The sequence below is a fragment of the Cellulomonas avistercoris genome (genome assembly GCF_014836445.1).
Classification (GTDB): Bacteria; Actinomycetota; Actinomycetes; order Actinomycetales; family Cellulomonadaceae; genus Cellulomonas; species Cellulomonas avistercoris.
The window spans coordinates 82018-100968 of sequence record NZ_JACSQV010000005.1 but is presented as its reverse complement, the minus strand read 5'-3'; the positions used below and the strand labels follow the sequence as shown (position 1 = coordinate 100968).

Genomic DNA, 18951 nt, shown 5'->3' with positions numbered 1-18951 from the left:
CACCGATCCAGGCGACCACCCGATCCGCGGGAGCGCAACCCCGGGGCGCCGAGTTCATCCGCGCACCTGCGCGGACCTCACCCCTCGGGCGCCCCGTCGTCCCCAGGAGCGGTGCCGTCACCCTCCGGGCCGAAACCCGGCACCTCCTCGTCCTGCGGCTCGACGATCTCCGGCCACGGCCGGCGTTCCGCGACGGTCACGCTCGTGTCGGGCGCGACGCTCACGACCTGGTAGTCCATGATCCGCCGCGACGCGGGGTCGAAGCGCAGGACGGTCAGCTCGGCCACGCCGCTCAGGGGGCCGACCGTGGGCTGGTTGAGGGTCGCCCCCGCGGTGCTCGACGAGACGTAGCGCACCCCGAGCCCGACCTGCTCGGGTCCGATCCGCCGGTGGAAGTGGCCGGAGACCTGCGCAGGGACGCAGCCGTCCTCGAGCGCCGCGTCGCCGACGGCCGGGGTGTGGACGAGCAGGAGGTCCACCTCACCGTCGTCGCACGCGGTCTCGGCGAGCCGGCGGCCGGCCTCCGCGGGCGTCTCGTCGGCCGCGGCGGCCGTCCCGCCGGCACCGACGCGCGTCTCGTTGGGGTCCCGGTCCCCGAGGATGCGCACCCCGGCGACCTCGACCACGCCGCCGTCGAGGACGGTGGCGCCCGCGCGGGCGTAGTTGGCGGTCGTCTCGCGCGAGTCGTGGTTGCCCGGCGAGGTGACCAGCGCGACGCCCGGCGGCACGGCGCGCGCGAACGACGTGACGCAGTACTGCTCGACCGACGTGCCGTTCATCGTGGTGTCGCCCGCGTCGAGCACCGCGTCGGCCCCCGCGAGCTCCGCGAGCCGCCCGATCAGCGGCGCCATCCCGACGTTGCAGTGCAGGTCCGACACGACGACGAGCACGACCGGGTCCACCGGCGGCGCCGTCGGTGACGGGCTCGCGGTCGGGGACGGTGCGGGGTCGTCGCGCCCGTCGGGATCGTCGGTCGGGGCGGGCTCGTCCTGCCCGGCGCCCTGCGCCGCACCGTCCGGGTCACCGCCTCCACCGTCCGTCGACGTCTCGTCCGCGCCCTCGTCCTGGTCGGGTCCCGCGAGCAGCGCCGCGGCACGGTCGGCCGCGTCCTGCTGCGCCGCCTCCTGCGCGGCCTGCTCCTCCTCGGCCGCGCGGTCCTCCCACGCGGCGACGAGCGAGTCCTCGGCACTACGGTAGAAGTCCTCGTTCGCGCGCCACGCGTCCACCGCGTAGCCGCCGTAGGTGTCGATGACGCCGCCCAGCCGCCCCGTGACGCGCGCGCCGGCCAGGGGCGTGCCGTCGAACACGGCGGACGTGGCCTGCGGCACGGCCGGCCGGTCACCGGGTGCGACGCTCGAGGTCAGCAGCGTCCCGCCGACCACCACGGCCAGCGCGGCCGCCTGCCACGCGCGCGCGTGCGGGGCGAGGCGGTCCACGAGCTCACGTCGCCGGTCGGGCCCCAGCAGCCACCGCAGCAGGAACCAGGCGGCGACCAGGACGACGAAGGCTGCCGCCGATCGCGCCACGGCGTCACGCACCAGCGCGTAGGCGACGTCCTGCACGGCCGCGGCGGGACCCGAGAAGAAGGCGACGTACGCGTTGAGGTCCTCGCTGAGCGCCTGCAGCGTGCGCGCCTCGCCCAGCTCCGTGACGCTCGCCGGGATCTCCTGCACCGTGGCCCGGACCCCGAGCGTCGCGGGGAGCGGCGAGTCGATCTGGAGCGTGCCGAGCGGGCCGAAGTCGATGGTGACGGTCGCGTCCGTGGTGACGTCGTACCGCGTGACGTGGGGTCCGAGCGCCCCCTGCACGGACGCGGTGGTCACCCCGAAGACGACCGACGCCACGAGCGCGGCGAGGACGAGACCGATCGCCGCGGGCCACCCGTGCCGCGGCCGCCACGCGCGCGCGGCACGCGCGGCCCGGCCGACCGCACGCCGGGCGCGGTCGAGCCGCCGGGTGGTCGGGACGTCGCTCGTCGGATCAGCCATCGGCTCCGAGCCTAGACGCGCTCGCGCACGTCACAGCCGCAGCAGCGGCGTGGTGCCGCGTCCTGCCCACCTCCGACGCGCGAGTGCTCAGGCGCGGGCGTCGCGCCAGCGCACCCACGCCGCGGCGTTCGTCAGGTCGTAGCCCGGGCCGCCCGCGCTGCACGTGAACAGCCGCACGCCGGCGGCGAGCAGCTCGTCGCCGACCTCGTCGGGGTCCGACCCGTCGACGGCGAGGGAACGCGTGACGACCGACGCGGTGTCACGGCCGACCGCGGCACCGTGCTCGTCGAGGATCGCGCTCTTGCGGCGCAGCGTCTCGACGTCGCCGAACGAGTGCCAGACGTCCGCGTGCTCGGCGACCACGCGCAGCGTCTTGCGCTCACCGCCGCCACCGATCATCACGGGGATGTCCCGCGTCGGCGCGGGGTTCCCCGCCGCCCAGCGGGCCTTGATGCGCGGCATCGCCGCCGCGAGGTCGGCGATGCGCGACCCCGCCGTGCCGAACTCGTACCCGAACTCGTCGTAGTCCCGCTCGAACCACCCGGCACCGATACCCAGGATCAGCCGGCCGCCGCTGATGTGGTCCACGGTCCGCGCCATGTCGGCCAGCAGGTCGGGGTTGCGGTAGGAGTTGCACGTCACGAGCGCGCCGATCTCGACACGGCTCGTCTGCTCGGCCCACGCGCCCAGCATGGTCCAGCACTCGAAGTGCTTGCCGTCCGGGTCGCCGTACAGGGGGAAGAAGTGGTCCCAGTTGAAGACGATGTCGACACCGAGGTCCTCGGCGCGCAGGACCGCGTCGCGGATCTGGCCGTAGTCGGCCTGCTGGGGCTGGATCTGGACGCCGACGCGCACGCCGGTCGCGGGGGTCTGGGTCACGGGCTCACGCTAGCGCGCGGTCCCCGCCGCGGCGCGGGCTGCGTCACTGGTACGTGACGAGGTCCGGCACCGGCTGCACCTGGTACGTCTGCGCCGGGTCCAGCATCGGGACGTCCTCGTCGTAGAAGTTCTTCCAGCCCCAGTGCACGCCCGGTGCGCCGTTGCGCAGCGCCGCCCACGTGCCGGCCTTGGCCGGCTGGCCGCCCTGCCCGTCGACGTGGATGAGAGGCGCGAGCTCGTCGTGCGACGTGTCGAGCCGTTCACGGTCGGAGATCATCCGCAGCGAGAACTGGTGCAGCACGAACATCTTCTGCGGCAGGTTCCTGTCCCGCGTGAGCTGTGCCAGCCAGGCGGCGGTCGCGTTCACCTCGTCGATGCCGACCGACCCGATCTGGCGCAGGTGCACCTGGTCGGGCGCCAGGCGCCACTCCGGGTCCAGCGCGAGCCCCACGTGCGGCAGCTCGAGGAGCTCGGTGTACGCCTGCGCCTGGGTGAGGAAGTCCTGACGGCCCGGCTGCAGGTCCAGCACCACGTACTGGCCGGCGGCACCGGCCGCGTCGACGAGCGGGCGCAGGTCGTCCACCGACCGCTTGCGCGAGTAGGTGCCGTCGTCCTCGGGGCCCGCCGACGCGATGGACGCGATGATCTCGACGGCGGGCACCACGGTGTCCGAGGTCAGGCCCCGGTAGAGGTCCGCGTGCTGGGCGGCGCGCGCCAGCGTCGCCGGCACGTCCTGCTCCCCCAGCACGCCGAGCGCACCGGACCCCGGGGTGCCGTACAAGGCCACGTACCGCTTGCCGGCCTGACCGGGGACCGCGGGGAAGACGACCTGCCCGCCGCCGGGCAGCTCGACGCCCGTGCGTGCGGTCGCCGTGCGCGCCGCCAGCAGCTCGGGCGTCCCGAACGTCTCGCCGAAGGCGATCACGGAAGTCGGCGCCGCCGCCGCGACGGCCTGCACAGCGCCCGACGTCGCGCGCGGGTCGCCGCCCGGCACGTCCGCGACCGGGACCCCGAGGGCGCGCAGCGTCGCGGCCGCCGCGGCCGGGACCGTGCCGTCCGCGAGCGCGAGCACGCCGGTGGCGACGACGGGCGCGGTGGGCGGCAGCGTCGCGGTGCCGCCGCCGGGCGTGGGCGCGACGGACGGGTCCGTCGCGGCGCCGGACGCGTCGGCCGGCGTCGGCGCCTGGCCCTCGGGCACGAGCACCGCGGGACCGGGGCCCGCGAGCGCCCGCACCGCCGCCCCCTCGCCCCCGGCGGGCACCGGCGAGACGTCACCGAAGGAGAGGCCGGTGGCCTGCGTGAGCGCGTCGGCGTCGGCACCGGCGGGCACCGCGACCGTGGCCAGGCCGGCGGGCAGCACCTCGGGCGTGACCTCCCCCACCACGAGCGCGTGCTGCGCACCCAGTCGCGTGAGCTCGGCGCCGACGTCGATGCCGTCGGCCGCCAGCAGGACGGGTGCGCCCGTCGCCACGGCCGCGGACGCGGCCGTGAGCACGGCGGCGGCGTCACCGGCCGTCGCGAGCACCACGACCGGTGCCTCGGCCAGCAGCGCGGCGGACGTCGCCAGCGCGGCCTGCGCCTCGTCCCCCGTGACGACGGACGCGGGCGCGGCGTCGGCCGGTGTGGCGCTCAGGGCCTGCGGGGTCGGTGACGCGGTGACCGTCGGCGCGACAGACGGACCGGCCACGTCGGCCGTCCCCCAGCTGCACCCGGCCAGGAGCGCCACCACGAGCGCGCCCGCCACGGTCGTCGCGCGCACCCGCGCACCAGCCACCTGCTCCACCACGTGCACCCGACTCCTTCCGCCGCCCGGACGGCGTGCTCGCCGTCGGCCAGCCACTGTAGGCAGGTCACCTGGCCCTCGCCCGCCCGGCGAAGCGGTGCGATCCGGGACGGACCGCCCGCAGCGATGCGCCGGACGTGGCGCCGGACCTGCGTGGACGCGCGCGGGGAGGCATCATCCGACGATGGACGAGTCCTCCCCCACCCCTGCCGCCGACGGCCGGAGCGCGCACGAGCGACCGGGCGTGTACGCCACGCCGGGTGCCGGCTTCGAACGTGACACCCGCTACCTGACGACCCGCATCACGGCCGACGGGCGCGACGGGTGGCCGGTCGAGGCCGGCCGGTACCGGCTCGTCGTGTCGCGCGCGTGCCCGTGGGCGAGCCGGGCGATCGTCGTGCGGCGCCTGCTGGGGCTCGAGGACGCGCTGTCGATGGGCGTGTGCGGGCCGACCCATGACGAGCGCTCGTGGACCTTCGACCTCGACCCCGGCGGTGTGGACCCCGTCCTGGGCGTCGAGCGGCTGCGCGACGCGTACCTGGCGCGCGACCCGCAGTACTCACGCGGGATCACCGTCCCCGCGGTCGTCGACGTGCCGACGGGCGCCGTCGTCACCAACGACTTCGCGCAGATCACGCTCGACCTGTCGACGCAGTGGACCGCCCATCACCGGCCCGGCGCGCCGGACCTGTACCCCGAGGCGCTGCGCGCCGAGATCGACGAGCTGGGCGACGAGATCTACCGCGACATCAACAACGGCGTCTACCGGTGCGGGTTCGCCGGCTCGCAGGAGACCTACGACCGTGCGTTCACGCGCCTGTTCGACGCGCTCGACCGCCTCGAGGCCCGGCTGACGGACCGGCGCTACCTCGTCGGCGACACACTCACCGAGGCCGACGTCCGCCTGTTCACCACGCTCGTGCGGTTCGACGTCGTCTACCACGGGCACTTCAAGTGCAACCGGCACCGGCTGTCGGAGATGCCGGCGCTCTGGGCGTACGCGCGGGACCTGTTCCAGACGCCCGGCTTCGGGGACACCGTCGACTTCGTGGACATCAAGCGGCACTACTACGAGGTCCACCGTGACATCAACCCGTCCGGCATCGTGCCGCGCGGGCCCGAGCTGCGCGGGTGGCTGACGCCGCACGGCCGCGAGGCCCTGGGCGGCCGACCGTTCGGCGACGGGACGCCGCCCGGTCCCGTGCCCGACGGCGAGCGGGTGCCGGCCGGGCACGGAGCCGGCTGACGCGACCGCCGCGGGTCAGAAGCCGGTCATGCGGTGGTCGTGCCCGAATCCCGGGAGGAAGGTCGGCCCCCGCTGCGCGAGCTCGGCGGCCCACGCGTCCGCCCAGCGCGCGAACGGCGCGTGCGCGAGCCCGTCGTTGGCGAACCGCGGGTCCGTGGTCACCTCGGTGACGCAGAAGTCCGGGATCGCCAGGTCGGTGACCGGCCCGCCGCGCTCGACCTCGGCGACGACGAGGGGCGCGTTCGCACCGGCGAACACGTCGACGACCCAGCCGTCCTCCCCCAGCCACACCGAGTGCCGGACCTTCGCGACCCGGGCCCCGCCGCGCCGCACCATCTGGACGCCCACCTGCGGGTCGATCTCGCGCTCGGCCTCGTAGCGGGTCCCGCCGTTCATCGGCCCCTTGACCGTGACGGCGCAGAAGTCGACCCGGTCGGCGTACCGCTCGAGGAGCGTGACCTCGTCGAGGCCGACGTCGACGCCCGCGACCGCGGAGGCCTGCGCACGCACGCGCAGCGCGTACCCCTCGTCGGCCAGGTAGTAGCTCTGGACGATGAGCGCGGGCTCCGCGTCGAGCAGCTCGGCCGGGACGTCACGCGCGAGGAACCGCCGCTCGAACTCGAAGTCGCCGTTACCCGTGTCGCTCATGGCCACCCGTCCGTGCCCCGACGGCCCCGGCGGCCGCCTGCGCACACCGTACCGACCCCGTCGTCCCGCCGGGAGCGACGAGCCGCGCGTGCGCACGTCCCGTGGCACAGTGCAAGGTATGACCGTTGCCGCGCCGCGGACCACGGACGACGCGCCGCCCGCAGCCCGCGGGCGTGCGGCCCGGCTCCGTGCGGCGGGCGGGCGGTGGTGGGCACGCTTCTCCCCCGCCGGGCTCGTCGGCGCGGTCGTGCTCTTCGCGGCTGCCCTCGGGCCGTCGCTGATGCCCCGCAGCCCGTTGTACCAGGGCGTGATCGCCGGCGTGTGCGCCGCGATCGGCTATGCGTGCGGCGCGGCCGTCGGGTGGGGCGGACGCCGCATCGGCCTGCGCGCACCGTGGCCGGCCCACCGGCGCGGCCTCGTGCGGTGGGTCTGCGCGGCGCTCGCCGTCGCGGTCGTCGTGGGGGCGCTGGTCGTGGACGGCGACTGGCAGGCGCGATCGCGCGTCCTGCTCGACATGGGCCCTCCGGTGTCGGTGCGGCCGCTGCGCGTGGTCGCCCTCGCCGCAGCCCTCGCGCTGCTGCTGGTGCTGGCCGCGCGTGGGCTGCGACGGGTCACCCTGGCCGTGGCGCGGCTCGTCGGGCGGCTGCTGCCGCCGGTCCCCGCGCGGCTCGTCGCGGTCGCCGTCGTCCTCGTCGCGACGTACCTGCTCGTCGACGGCACGGTGGTCGCCGGTGTCCGGCACGTCCTGGAGACCACCTACGCGCAGCTCGACGAGCAGACGTGGGAGGGCAGCGAGCAGCCGACCGCGCCCCAGCGGAGCGGCTCCCCGGAGTCCCTGAGCCCGTGGTCGTCGCTGGGACGCGAGGGCCGCCGGTTCGTCTCCGGCGGGCCGAGCACGGCCGAGCTGGCCGGCTTCTCGCGGTCCGTCGGCCTCGACCGGGACGTCATGGAGCCCATCCGCGTCTACGCGGGGCTGGACACCGGCCCCGACCTCGACGGCATCGCCGCGCGCGTGGTCGCCGAGCTGGACCGCACCGACGCGTGGGACCGCGCGGTGCTGGTCGTCACCACCACGACGGGCACGGGGTGGGTCGACCCCGCCGGTGCGGCCGCGGTCGAGCAGCTGTGGGGCGGTGACAGCGCGATCGCCGCGATGCAGTACTCCTACATGCCGAGCTGGGTCACCTTCGTCAGCGACCGCGCCACGCCGCCGGCCGCCGGCCGGGCGCTGTTCGAGGCCGTGCACGCCCGCTGGTCCCAGCTGCCGCCCGACGAGCGCCCCGCGCTGTACGCCTCCGGGATCTCGCTGGGCAGCTACGGGTCGCAGGGTGCGTTCGCGAGCCTCGAGGACGTCGCCGCCCGCACCGACGGCGCCGTGTGGGCCGGCACCCCGGGCTTCACCCCGGTGTGGGCGCACCTCACCGCGGAGCGCGACCCCGGGACGCTCGAGATCCACCCCGTGCTCGACGGCGGCAGGACGGTGCGCTGGGGGCTCACCCTGCGGGACGACGCGGCGTCGTTCGCGGAGGGCCGTGCGACGTGGGAGCGGCCGCGCGTCGTGTACCTGCAGCACCCGTCGGACGGCGTCGTGTGGTGGTCCACGGACCTGCTGCTCGACCGGCCCGACTGGCTGCGGGAGAAGCGCGGCGCCGACGTGCTTCCCGACGTGACCTGGTTCCCGGTGGCGACCTTCTTCCGGGTGACGATCGACTTCTTCGTCGCCGGCCAGGCACCGGCGGGGCACGGGCACACGTACGTCGGCGAGTGGGCCGACGCGTGGGCCGCCGTGGCGCCCCCTCCGGGGTGGTCCCCAGCGGCCACCTCGACGCTGCGCACGCTGCTGGACGAGCCGCAGGGCAGCTCGATCGCGGCGCGCTGACCTGCGACGACGCTCGCCCGACCGGGCGCCGGACGCCGGGTGTGAGACAGTTGTCCCCAGAGGCAGCGCGATCGACCGCGCGCCCGCGTCGTGGAGTCCCCCCGGGAATCGTGCGGCGGACCCTGACGTCAACAGCCCGAGAGGCACCATCCCTGTGACCACCTTCACCGACCTCGGCGTGCCCGAGGCGCTGGTTCGCGCGCTCGCGGACCAGCAGATCACGACCCCCTTCCCCATCCAGACGGCGACGCTGCCCGACACGCTGCGCGGCGCCGACGTGCTCGGCCGCGGGCGCACCGGCTCCGGCAAGACCCTCGCGTTCGCCCTGCCCGTCGTGACGCGCCTCGCCGCGTCCGGCACCCCGCGCCGTGCACGCCGGCCGCGTGCGCTCGTGCTGTGCCCCACGCGTGAGCTCGCGACGCAGATCGAGGCCGTGTTCGCCCCGCTGGCCAAGGCCGCGGGCCTGCGCACCGCCACGATCTTCGGTGGCGTCGCTCAGTCGCGCCAGGTCACCGCCCTCGACCGCGGCGTCGACGTCCTCGTCGCGTGCCCCGGCCGCCTCGAGGACCTGCTCCGCCAGAACCTGGTGACGCTCGACGGCATCGAGATCACCGTGCTCGACGAGGCCGACCACATGGCCGACCTGGGGTTCCTGCCGGTCGTGCGGCGCCTCATGGACCGCACCCCGAAGCGCGGGCAGCGCCTGCTGTTCTCGGCGACGCTGGACAACGGCGTCGGCACGCTCGTCGACCGCTACCTCACGACGCCGGTCGAGCACGCCGTCGACCCGGCCGCCCAGACCGTGGTCGCCAGCACGCACCACGTGCTCGAGGTGGCCGACGCGACGGCCAAGAAGGCCGTCGTCGAGATGCTCGCGGCGGGCTCCGGTCGCCGCGTGCTGTTCATGCGCACCAAGCACCACGCCAAGAAGCTGGCCCGCCAGCTCACGCTCGCCGGCATCCCCGCGGTCGACCTGCACGGCAACCTCGGCCAGGGCGCGCGCGAGCGCAACCTCGCCGCGTTCTCGTCCGGCGAGGCCCGGGTGCTCGTCGCCACCGACATCGCGGCGCGCGGCATCCACGTCGACGAGGTCGAGCTCGTCGTGCACGTCGACCCGCCGGCCGAGCACAAGGCGTACCTGCACCGCTCGGGCCGCACGGCCCGCGCGGGGGCGTCCGGCACGGTCCTCACGCTCCAGCTGCCCGAGCAGCGCGCCGACGTGCGCGCCATGACGCGTGCCGCGGGCATCACCGTGACGCCCGTCTCGGTGCGCCCCGGTGACGCGCTCGTGCGTCAGCTCGCCGACGCACCCGGGACGGTCGGCGCCGACAACGGCGGCACGCCCGCCCCGACGAGCTACGTGGCTGCTCCCGCGACGTCGGACGACCGCTCCACCTCCGGGGGCCGCGGGCGGTCCGGCGGTGGCCAGCAGGGCGCAGGCCGTGGGCAGTCGGCGACGCGCGGCCGCTCCTCGTCCGCGCGTGGCCAGGCGGCACCCGGCCGCGGCCGCTCCCCGGAGGCCGGCAGCCCCCGTGCCGCGTCCCAGCCCGACGGCGCCGCACGGCGCCGCCCGGGCACGCGTGCCGCGTCACGGCCGGCGGGTCCCGCCGTCGTCTGGACCTCGGGCGGGCCCGACGCCGTGCGCAGCCACGACCCCCGCACGGCCGCGACGCCGCAGCGCGGCACCGGCCCGTCGGCCGGGCGCGACGCCGGCTCGGCGCCGTCCGACGCCGCGGGTGCACCGCGCCGTCGCCGCGGTGGCCGCGGTCGCAGCCGGTCCGGCGCGGGCAATTCCGCCGCCTGACGTCCACCCACGCACGTCGAGCCCGGAGCTCGGCGGTCCCCGAGGCATCGGGACCGTCGGCCTCCGGGCTCGCTGCTTCCCGGGCCGGCCCGCGGGGCGGGACCCGCGCCCGTCAGTCCAGGTAGGCCGGCAGGCCGAACCGCGCGAACAGCGGGGCCCCGAACCACACGGTCACGTGCCTGACACCGTCGTCCGTCACCGTGACCTGCTGCACCTGGAACGCCGCGTGGCGCCCTCGGGCGTCGCGCATGTACATCGCGAACGCCGGCAGCCCGTTGGCCGACGTCGGCACCATGCGCATGTCCCCCGGACGTTGGGCCGGGCACCAGGTGCCGATGAGCTCGCCGACCGCCTGCGGCCCCGCGTACCAGCCGGGGAACGGCGGCATCTCCCACACCACGTCGGCCGCGAGCAGGTCCACGATGGCCGCGACGTCGTACGCCTCGAAGGCCGCGACGTACCGCTCGACGAGCGCCCGGTGGCGCGGGTCCGTGGGCTCCATCGGCGTCAGGTGGTGCACGTTGGCCATGTGCGCGCGCGCCCGCTGCAGCGTGGAGTTGACGGCGGCGACCGACAGGTCGAGCGCGTCCGCGACCTCGGCCGCCGACCACGCGAGGACGTCGCGCAGCAGCAGGACGGCCCGCTGCTGCGCCGTGAGGTGCTGCAGCGCGGCCACGAACGCGAGGCGCACCGAGTCGCGGTGCACGGTCGTCTCGGCGGGGTCGACGGGCGGCTGCGCCCACACCAGCGCGTCCGGCAGCGGCTCGAGCCACGGCGTGCCGAGGTCCTCGCGCGGCTGGTCCCGCGGGTCGGCGGCCGGTGCGCCGAGCCCGGTCGGCAACGGGCGGCGGCGCCGACCCTCGAGGTGGGTCAGGCACGTGTTCGTCGCGATGCGGAACACCCACGTGCGCAGCGACGAGCGGTTCTCGAACCCGCGCATCGCACGCCACGCCCGCAGGTAGGTCTCCTGGAGCATGTCCTCGGCGTCGTGCACCGAGCCCGTCATGCGGTAGCAGTGCGCGAGGATCTCGCGCCGCATGGGTGCGAGCCGCTCGGCGAACTCGTCGGCGGTCAGGTCACCGGGTGCGGCGCTCGGCGCGGCCCCGGACGCATGTGCGGGTGTGGTCGTCGTCACACCACGACGGTAGCCGCGACCACCGACACGGCACACCCCCCGATGATCCGCGACGTCGGCGCGGGTCGGCACCGGTGTCGCCGCACCCCGCACCGGCAGGAGCACCCGTGGACCGCATCCTCTTCCTCACCCTGCCGGTCCACGACCTCGCGGCGTCGCGCGCGTTCTACACCGGCCTCGGGCTGCCGGTGAACGAGATGTTCAGCGACGAGCAGATCGTCTGCCTCGTCGTGTCGGACGCGATCTGCGTGATGCTCATGGACCGCGACCGGTTCGCCGACTTCACGCCCCTGCCCGTCGCCGACGCCCGCACGGGCACGCAGGTCCTGCTCTGCCTGACCGCGTCGTCGCGCGCCGAGGTCGACGCGCTCGCGACGGCCGCGCTCGCCCGCGGCGGCTCCGAGTTCCGGCCGCGCCAGGACGACGGGTCGATGTACGCGCGCGCCGTCGCCGACCCGGACGGCCACGTCTGGGAGCTGCTGCACATGGACCACGTCGCGGGAGGCTGAGCCGCCGCTGTCGCACCCGCGTGCCAGACTCGCGCCCATGCCCCCGCACCCCGACGCCTACGAGCCGGACGACCACCTCGGCGAGCGCACGCTGCTGGTCGCCGCCGCGTACGTGGTCCTACGCGGCACCCGTGAGGGCCGCGACGAGGTCCTCCTGCAGCGCCGCGCGGGCACCGGCTACATGGACGGGTGCTGGGCCGTGCTCGCCGGTCACGTGGACCCCGGCGAGTCCGTGCACGAGGCCGCGGTCCGCGAGGCGGCGGAGGAGGCGGGCGTCGTCGTGCCCGCCGACGCCCTGCGTCCCCTGACCACGATCCACCGGTTCGAACGGAATGGGCCGCAGGTCGAGCAGCGCGTCGACGTCTTCTTCGAGGTGACGGCCTGGAGCGGTGAGCCCACGCTCCGGGAGGCGCACCGCGCCTCCGCGATGGGCTGGTTCCCGCTGCGCGCCCTGCCCGAGCCCGTGGTCCCGCACGAGCGCGTCGTGCTGGACCTGCTCGCCGCCGGCGCGCCCGTGCCCGCGGTCCTGTCGCTGCCCCGCTGAGGCGAGCGGGTGGAACTCGCGCGTCCGGCCCGCACCTCACGCCGGACGGACCGCACGCACCGCTAGCGTGACGGCGTGCACCCGGATCCCACCCGCGACGACATCGCGGCGCTCGTCGCCGCCCGCACCCCGATCGTCGTGCTGGAGACCGAGGACGAGGCGGACGCGGTCGAGCTGGTGCTGCGCGCCGCGTCACGCCCCCCGGGTGGCCGCGCCGGGCGGCCGGTGTTCCGTTGGAGCGTCACGGACGGGCTGCGGCGCATGGACGTCGACCTGGGCGGTGCGCAGCTGCACAACGCCGACCCGCCGGCCCTGCTGCGGTCGATCGTCGACGGCGTGGCGCCCGCCGTCTACGTGCTCCTGGACCTGCACCCGTGGTTCGACGACCCCGTCGTCGTGCGCCTCCTCAAGGACGCCGCGCTGCGCCCCATGGGCCTGCGCAGCACGCTCGTGCTCGTGTCGCACGCGCTCACGCTGCCGCCCGAGGTCGAGCACCTCGCGGTGCGGGTGCCCGTCTCGTTCCCCACGCCCGCGGAGCGCGCTCTCATCGTCGACCGCACGGTCGCGGCGTGGGGGAACGTCACGGGCCTCCACCCCCACGTCGACCCGCAGGCGCGCGAGCTCCTCGTGCAGCGGCTCGCGGGGCTGTCGCGCTCCGACGTGGGGCGCCTGGCGCACGGCGCGATCGTCGACGACGGCGCGCTGACCGTCCGCGACGTGCCCGTCGTCGAACGCGCGCGCTTCGACGCGCTCGCGGCGGACGGCGTGCTGTCCTACGAGTACGCGACGGTCGCGCCGGCGGACGTCGTGGGGCTCGACCGGGTCGTGCGGTGGCTGCTGCTGCGTCGCCCGGCCATGGACGGCTCGGCGCCGCACCTCGACGCCCCGCGCGGCGTGCTGCTGCTCGGCGTGCAGGGGTGCGGCAAGTCGCTCGCCGCGCGCGCGGCCGCGTCGATCCTCGGGGTCCCGCTGCTGCGCCTCGACCTCGCCGGCGTGCACGACAAGTACGTGGGCGAGTCCGAGCGCCGGCTGCGCGACGCACTCGCGGCGGCCGACGCGCTCGCGCCGTGCGTGCTCTGGGTCGACGAGATCGAGAAGGCCGTCGCGAGCAGCGACTCCGACGGCGGGTCAGCGCGGCGCGTGCTCGGGACGCTGCTGACCTGGCTGGCGGACCGCGGCTCGCGCGTCTTCGTGGCCGCGACGGCCAACGACATCTCCGCGCTCCCGCCCGAGCTCGTGCGCAAGGGCCGTTTCGACGAGCTCTTCTTCGTCGACCTGCCCGACGAGGAGGCACGGTCGGGCCTGCTGCGGCTGCACGCCGCCCGCCGGGGTCTGACGCTGCGCGACGACGAGACCGCGCACCTCGTGGCCGCGTCGGACGGCTTCTCCGGCGCCGAGGTCGAGCAGGCTGTGGTCGCCGCGACGTACGCCGCGCACGCCTACGGCCGGGCGCTCGACGCGGGGACCGTGCTGGAGGAGCTGCGGGCGACGCGACCGCTCGCCGTCGTCATGTCCGAGCGTGTCATGGCCCTGCGCGCGTGGGCCGCGACGCGCACCGTCCCCGCTCGCTGAGGCGGCCGCGGCACCTAAACCACCGCGGCAGCCAGCCCTGCACCGACGACGACGCAGGACGCCCCGCACCGGACGGTCGACCGCCCGGTCCGGGGCGTCCTCGTGCGGTGCGGTCAGCCGGTGTTCTGCAGGCCCGCCGCGACGCCGTTGACGGTGAGCAGGAGCAGCCGCTGCAGGTCGTCGGTCGACGCCTGCTCCTGACCGGTCCGCAGGCCGCGCAGGGCGCGCAGCTGCAGCAGGGACAGCGCGTCGACGTAGGGGCTGCGCAGCTGGACGGCACGTCCCAGGATCCGACGCCGGGACAGGACGTCCGTGCTGCCGGTCGTCGCGAGCACCCACTGCCGCGTCAGCCGCATCTCGTCGAGGACGAGCTGGGCGAGGTCGTCCCGGTCGCCGAGCGCGAGGTAGCGCGCGGCGATGCGCTCGTCGGTCTTGGCCAGCGACATCTCGACGTTGTCGATGATGGTCGCGAACAGCGGCCACTCGGCGTACGCGGCGCGCAGCTCCTCGACGTCCCCGATGGCCGCCAGTGCGGTGCCCAGGCCGTACCAGCCGGCCAGGTTGATGCGCGCCTGGGACCACGAGAAGACCCACGGGATCGCGCGCAGGTCGTCGAGCGACGAGACCGACAGCCCGCGTCGTGCCGGCCGCGACCCGATCGGGAGCAGCCCGATCTCCTCGAGCGGCGTGACCTGCGCGAACCACGAGGGGAACCCGTCGGCACGCACCAGGCGGTGGAAGTGCTCGCGCGAGGCCACGTCGAGGCGGGACGCGAGATCGGCGAACCGGGCGGCCGCCTCGTCGTTGCGCCGCACGACGCTCGGCGCGTCGGCGAGCAGCGTGGCCGCCGTGACCTGCTCGATGTGCCGGGTCGCGATGTCCGGGTCCCCGTAGCGGGCGAAGATGACCTCGCCCTGCTCGGTCAGCTTGAAGCGGCCGTCGACGGAGCCCGGCGGCTGCGCCAGGACGGCGCGGTTCGCGGGGCCGCCGCCGCGCCCGAGGGCGCCACCGCGGCCGTGGAAGAGCGTCAGGACGATGTCGTTGCGCTTGGCCCAGTCGGCGATGCGCCGCTGGGCGTCGTCGAGCGCGAGCGTCGCGGACAACGGGCCGACGTCCTTCGAGGAGTCGGAGTACCCGAGCATGACCTCGACGCGCCGGCCGTTGGCCGCCAGACGCTCCTGCACGCGCGGGTGCTCGAGCGCGGCGTCGAGCAGGTCGACGCTGTTCTGCAGGTCGGCGAACGTCTCGAACAGCGGGATGGCGTCGATGACCGGCGCGTGCTCGGGACCACCGAACGCCAGGTCGGCGAGGCGGTACACGGCCGGCAGGTGCTCGGGCGACTGCGTGAAGGACACGATGTAGCGGCGCGCCGCGGCGACCCCGAACCGTCGCTGCACGGTGCCGAGCGCCCGGAACGTGTCGAGCACCTCGAGCGTCATGGGCTGCAGGTCGCCGTCGATGCCGTGGGCGTCGATGTCGGCCAGCGCCGCGGCGTGCACCTGGGAGTGCTGGCGCACCTCGAGCTCGGCGAGGTGGAAGCCGAAGGTCTGCACCTGCCAGATGAGCCGCTGCAGGTCGCCGAAGGCGGCCCGGCGGGCGCCGGCGGCCCGCAGCGAGTCCTGCACGATCAGCAGGTCCTTCTCGAGCTCGTCGGCGTTCGCGTACGCCAGGTCGGCGTCGCGCCGACGGGTGGCCGCGATGCGCTCGACGATGCCGAGCAGCGCGCGGCGGTGCGGCTCGTTCGGCGCGGAGCCGGCGATCCGCGACGTGATCGCGTCCGACAGCGAGCGCTGGCGCTGCCACAGCGCGCCGAGCTCGGCCGACGGGGGCGTCCCCGCGGCGTCGAGCGTGAGGCAGTCGGCCGTGCGGCGGGCCGATGCCAGCAGCGCGCCGAGCGCGTGCTCGGACGCCATGGCGGCCGCCGCGCGGGTGACCTCGGCCGTGACGTTGGGGTTGCCGTCGCGGTCCCCGCCGATCCACGACCCGAGCCGCGCGAACGGGCTCACCGCGGGCGTGGTGGTGCCGGCCGCGTCCTCGAGGAGCCAGTCGTCGAGGCGGCGGTACACCGTGGGCAGGACGTCGGCGAGCGTGGCGTCGAAGATCGAGAGCACCGTGGCGACCTCGTCGAGCACGGTGGGCTTCTCGGCACGCAGGGGTGACGTCCGCCACAGCGTGTCGATCTCGGCCAGGAGCCGCCGCTCGTTCTCGGCGAGGCTGGTGCCGCCGATGTTCAGCGTGTCCCGCTCGGCGACGAGCTCGGCGACACGACGGATCGACCGGGAGACCGCGCGACGGCGGGCCTCGGTCGGGTGCGCCGTGAACACCGGCCGGAACTCGAGGTCGCGCAGGCGCTCGCGTGCCGTCTCCTCGCCGACCTCGCTGACCAGCTGCTGGTACGCGGCGGGCAGCGAGTCGTCGGGCGCGAGCTCGTGCGGCGAGAGCCGCGACTCGCGGTCGCGCAGCACGCGCACCCGGTGGTACTCCTCGGCCAGGTTGGCCAGGTGGAAGTAGCAGGTGAAGGCACGTGCCACCTGCTCGGCGCGCGCGTGGCTGAACCCCGCGACCAGCGCCTCGGCCTCGTCCAGCGCATGGCCGTTCGGCTCGCTGTGCGACGCGATCGCCAGCTCGCGCAGGCGTTCGACGTCCTCGAGCAGGTCCTCCCCACCGGCGTCGCGCAGCACGCGGCCGAGCAGCTCGCCGAGCAGCCGGACGTCGTTGCGCAGGAGCTCCGGTACCTCATGGCTGACGACGCCGCGAGGGACGTCCGACCCGATCTCCGCTTCACTCACGGGAGAAAGGTAGTTGACTTCCGGTCGTGCTCGGTGAGGGCGACCGACGGGTGGGCGGTCCCGGAGCCCCCCCGCGGATGACGAGAGCTCCTCATCCAAGTTGTCGCGTCAACTGTTGAGGTAGCATGGTGCCGTGCCCCCCGAGACCCGCTGGCTGACACCCGACGAGCTGCGCGCCTGGCTGGGCCTCGTGGCCGTGGCCGAGCTCCTGCCCGCGCAGCTCGACTCCCAGCTGCAGCAGGACGCGGGACTCACGCACTTCGAGTACCAGGTGCTCGCGATGCTGTCCGAGGCCTCGCGGCGGACGTTGCGCATGTCCGACCTCGCCCGGCGCACCAACGCGACGCTCCCCCGCCTGTCGCACGTCGTGCGCCGCCTCGAGGACCGCGGGCTGGTCGAGCGCGCACCGTGCCCCGACGACCGTCGCGCGACCAACGCGCACCTGACGCAGGACGGGTGGGACCTGGTCGTGCGCACCGCTCCGGGCCACGTCGAGACGGCCCGCGCCCTGGTCCTCGACGCCCTGACGCCCGAGCAGGTCCACCGGCTCGAGGACCTGACCCGCACGATGCTCAAGCGGCTCGACCCGGAGGGGCGACTCACCCCGCCGCTGGACGAGGTCGGGCGCACGTGACGACGCACGCACCGCAGGACGCCGTCGCGGTGCTGCGCCGGTGGGAGGACTCGGGCGCGGTGTGGCGCGTGCTCGAGCGTGACGGTGACCACATCACCGTGGGCCTGTGGACGTGCACGGGCGACGAGCTCGTGGACTGCGTGCGGGCGCAGGGCCCCGCCCTCGACGCGTTCGTCGCCGGGCGCGCGAGCAGCGAGGACCCGGCCGCACCGCCGGCCGCCGCCGCACCCTGACGCCCGGGCGCACCGCGGGGGCGCGGGGGCCGCAGCCCCGACGCCCCCGCGCACGACGACTACGAGCAGACGCCGGTGGGCGTCCAGTCGACGTTGTTGCTGCCCTTGTAGTACGTCACGCCGAAGCTGTTCGAGCCGTTGGGCGTGAAGGTGTTGCCGTTGCGGTTGGCACCCCACGAGCTCTGGATCGACTGCCCGTTGCTCGGGTAGACCGTGACGGACCAGTTCGACTTGCCCGAGACCGTGTACGTGACGTTGAACCGGTCGCCCCAGCTCTCGGCCTTGGTCGCGGTCGCGGTGCACGACCCGGTGCCGCCGCCGGTGTTGCCACCACCGGTGTTCCCACCGCCCGTGTTGCCGCCGCCGGTGTTGCCGCCGCCGCCCGAGCCCGCCGACATCGTGATGTTCGAGCTGCCGGAGGACTGGTAGCCCTCGGTCGCCAGGATCATGTAGTTGTGGTTGCCCAGCTGCATGCCCTTGGACGCCCACGCGGAGAAGTGGTTGCCGGCGGTGATGGTGCCGCCGACGCGCTTCTGCTGGCGGACCGACCAGAACTGCTTGAACGTCGAGCTGTTCCCCTCGATCGAGGGGGCGTTGACGCGCGTCGTCTCGTAGATGTCGTAGGTGCCGCCGTCACTCGTGACGGTGCCCTTGAACGTCCCGGTCGGGCGGTAGGTGCCCCACGAGTCGACGATGTAGTACTCGATGAGCGGACCGTTGGTCCACCCGTAGAGCGTCAGGTAGGCGTTGCCGGACGGGTTGAACGACCCCGAGTAGGACACCACCTTGGAGCTGTCGCCCTTGGACCAGCCCTTGCCGATGACGAAGTTGCCCGTGTTCTGCCAGTTCGTCGTGTAGTTGCCGCCGTCGTTCATGCCGGACGACACGGTGCCGGGGCTGTCGGTCCAGAACGAGAACCAGTAGCCGCCGCTGGTGCCGGTCTGGTTGCTGTTGATCGTGGCAGCCATCGCGGGGGCGGCGGCGGCGACACCGCCTGCCAGCAGCGCGCCGACGGCGACGGCGCCGATCAGCGAGCGCACCGGACGTCGCGTCCGGTGCGCGGTGCGGGTGGGGACAGAGGACATGGAAGCACTCCTTCGTGCGTCAAGCGGGGAACGTCCTCGGAAGTCCACCGCGTCCCCACGTCGGGACCGGCGGCCCGCGCCTTCCGGACGGCCGCACCCGCTGGCTTCCGCCGACGGGCCGCAGCCGCCCGGCGAGTGTGCTGGATCATCACACTGGAGTCAAATCACCCTACGACTCGGCGGCGCGACGAGGCACCGCCGCCGGCCCTGCGCGTGACCGACG

15 protein-coding genes are annotated in these 18951 nt (G+C 75.1%); 8 read left to right on the top strand and 7 right to left on the bottom strand.

Going from position 1 to position 18951, the window contains the following annotated elements; all coding sequences use genetic code 11:
• Nucleotides 1-77: 77 nt before the first annotated feature.
• From H9657_RS07445 to H9657_RS07435, 3 genes are all read right to left on the bottom strand, one after another.
• Nucleotides 78-1988 (bottom strand): metallophosphoesterase family protein, encoded by a 1911-nt coding sequence (locus H9657_RS07445; RefSeq protein WP_191781961.1) that lies wholly within the window; start codon nt 1986-1988, stop codon nt 78-80.
• Nucleotides 1989-2075: 87 nt separating this feature from the next.
• On the bottom strand, nt 2076-2867 hold the full coding sequence (locus tag H9657_RS07440) for an LLM class F420-dependent oxidoreductase (RefSeq protein WP_191781959.1): 792 nt from the start codon (nt 2865-2867) through the stop codon (nt 2076-2078).
• Between the two features lie 43 nt (nt 2868-2910).
• Nucleotides 2911-4659 (bottom strand): hypothetical protein, encoded by a 1749-nt coding sequence (locus H9657_RS07435; RefSeq protein WP_225214855.1) that lies wholly within the window; start codon nt 4657-4659, stop codon nt 2911-2913.
• Between the two features lie 175 nt (nt 4660-4834).
• Between H9657_RS07435 and H9657_RS07430 the strand changes: the two genes are divergently transcribed.
• Nucleotides 4835-5896 carry a glutathione S-transferase family protein gene (locus tag H9657_RS07430; RefSeq protein ID WP_191781957.1) on the top strand — a complete coding sequence of 354 codons (1062 nt, stop codon included), beginning with the start codon at nt 4835-4837 and terminating at the stop codon, nt 5894-5896.
• Between the two features lie 15 nt (nt 5897-5911).
• Here the strand turns inward: H9657_RS07430 and H9657_RS07425 are convergent, their stop codons facing one another.
• Nucleotides 5912-6544, bottom strand: coding sequence for a CYTH domain-containing protein (locus H9657_RS07425; RefSeq protein ID WP_191781955.1), 633 nt, complete (start codon nt 6542-6544; stop codon nt 5912-5914).
• A gap of 118 nt (nt 6545-6662) precedes the next feature.
• On the opposite strand from H9657_RS07425, the gene H9657_RS07420 reads away from it, so the two are divergent.
• Nucleotides 6663-8423: an alpha/beta hydrolase gene (locus H9657_RS07420; RefSeq protein ID WP_191781953.1), complete on the top strand. Its 1761-nt coding sequence runs from the start codon at nt 6663-6665 to the stop codon at nt 8421-8423.
• A 154-nt stretch (nt 8424-8577) separates the two neighbouring features.
• A complete protein-coding gene (locus H9657_RS07415) occupies nt 8578-10227 on the top strand; it encodes a DEAD/DEAH box helicase (protein ID WP_191781951.1) in 1650 nt (549 codons plus the stop codon).
• Nucleotides 10228-10339: 112 nt separating this feature from the next.
• On the opposite strand, the gene H9657_RS07410 is transcribed toward H9657_RS07415, so the two are convergent.
• Entirely contained in the window at nt 10340-11362 is a 1023-nt protein-coding gene (locus H9657_RS07410) for a sigma-70 family RNA polymerase sigma factor (protein WP_191781949.1), read from the bottom strand.
• Nucleotides 11363-11469: 107 nt separating this feature from the next.
• On the opposite strand from H9657_RS07410, the gene H9657_RS07405 reads away from it, so the two are divergent.
• From H9657_RS07405 to H9657_RS19615, 3 genes are all read left to right on the top strand, one after another.
• Complete coding sequence (locus tag H9657_RS07405; RefSeq protein WP_191781947.1) at nt 11470-11871, top strand: VOC family protein; 402 nt, start codon at nt 11470-11472, stop codon at nt 11869-11871.
• A 37-nt stretch (nt 11872-11908) separates the two neighbouring features.
• Nucleotides 11909-12415: an NUDIX domain-containing protein gene (locus tag H9657_RS07400; RefSeq protein ID WP_191781945.1), complete on the top strand. Its 507-nt coding sequence runs from the start codon at nt 11909-11911 to the stop codon at nt 12413-12415.
• Nucleotides 12416-12490: 75 nt separating this feature from the next.
• Nucleotides 12491-13987: an AAA family ATPase gene (locus tag H9657_RS19615; protein ID WP_191781943.1), complete on the top strand. Its 1497-nt coding sequence runs from the start codon at nt 12491-12493 to the stop codon at nt 13985-13987.
• Between the two features lie 113 nt (nt 13988-14100).
• Here H9657_RS19615 and H9657_RS07390 read toward each other — a convergent pair whose 3' ends face one another.
• A complete protein-coding gene (locus tag H9657_RS07390; RefSeq protein WP_191781942.1) occupies nt 14101-16776 on the bottom strand; it encodes a phosphoenolpyruvate carboxylase in 2676 nt (891 codons plus the stop codon).
• A 133-nt stretch (nt 16777-16909) separates the two neighbouring features.
• Here H9657_RS07390 and H9657_RS07385 point away from each other — a divergent pair, with 133 nt between their 5' ends.
• Complete coding sequence (locus H9657_RS07385) at nt 16910-17410, top strand: MarR family winged helix-turn-helix transcriptional regulator (RefSeq protein ID WP_191781940.1); 501 nt, start codon at nt 16910-16912, stop codon at nt 17408-17410.
• Complete coding sequence (locus H9657_RS07380; RefSeq protein ID WP_191781937.1) at nt 17407-17643, top strand: hypothetical protein; 237 nt, start codon at nt 17407-17409, stop codon at nt 17641-17643. Before H9657_RS07385 ends, H9657_RS07380 begins: the two co-directional genes overlap by 4 nt.
• Before the next feature lie 59 nt (nt 17644-17702).
• Here H9657_RS07380 and H9657_RS19610 read toward each other — a convergent pair whose 3' ends face one another.
• Nucleotides 17703-18728 carry a glycoside hydrolase family 11 protein gene (locus H9657_RS19610; protein ID WP_191781935.1) on the bottom strand — a complete coding sequence of 342 codons (1026 nt, stop codon included), beginning with the start codon at nt 18726-18728 and terminating at the stop codon, nt 17703-17705.
• Nucleotides 18729-18951: the final 223 nt, after the last annotated feature.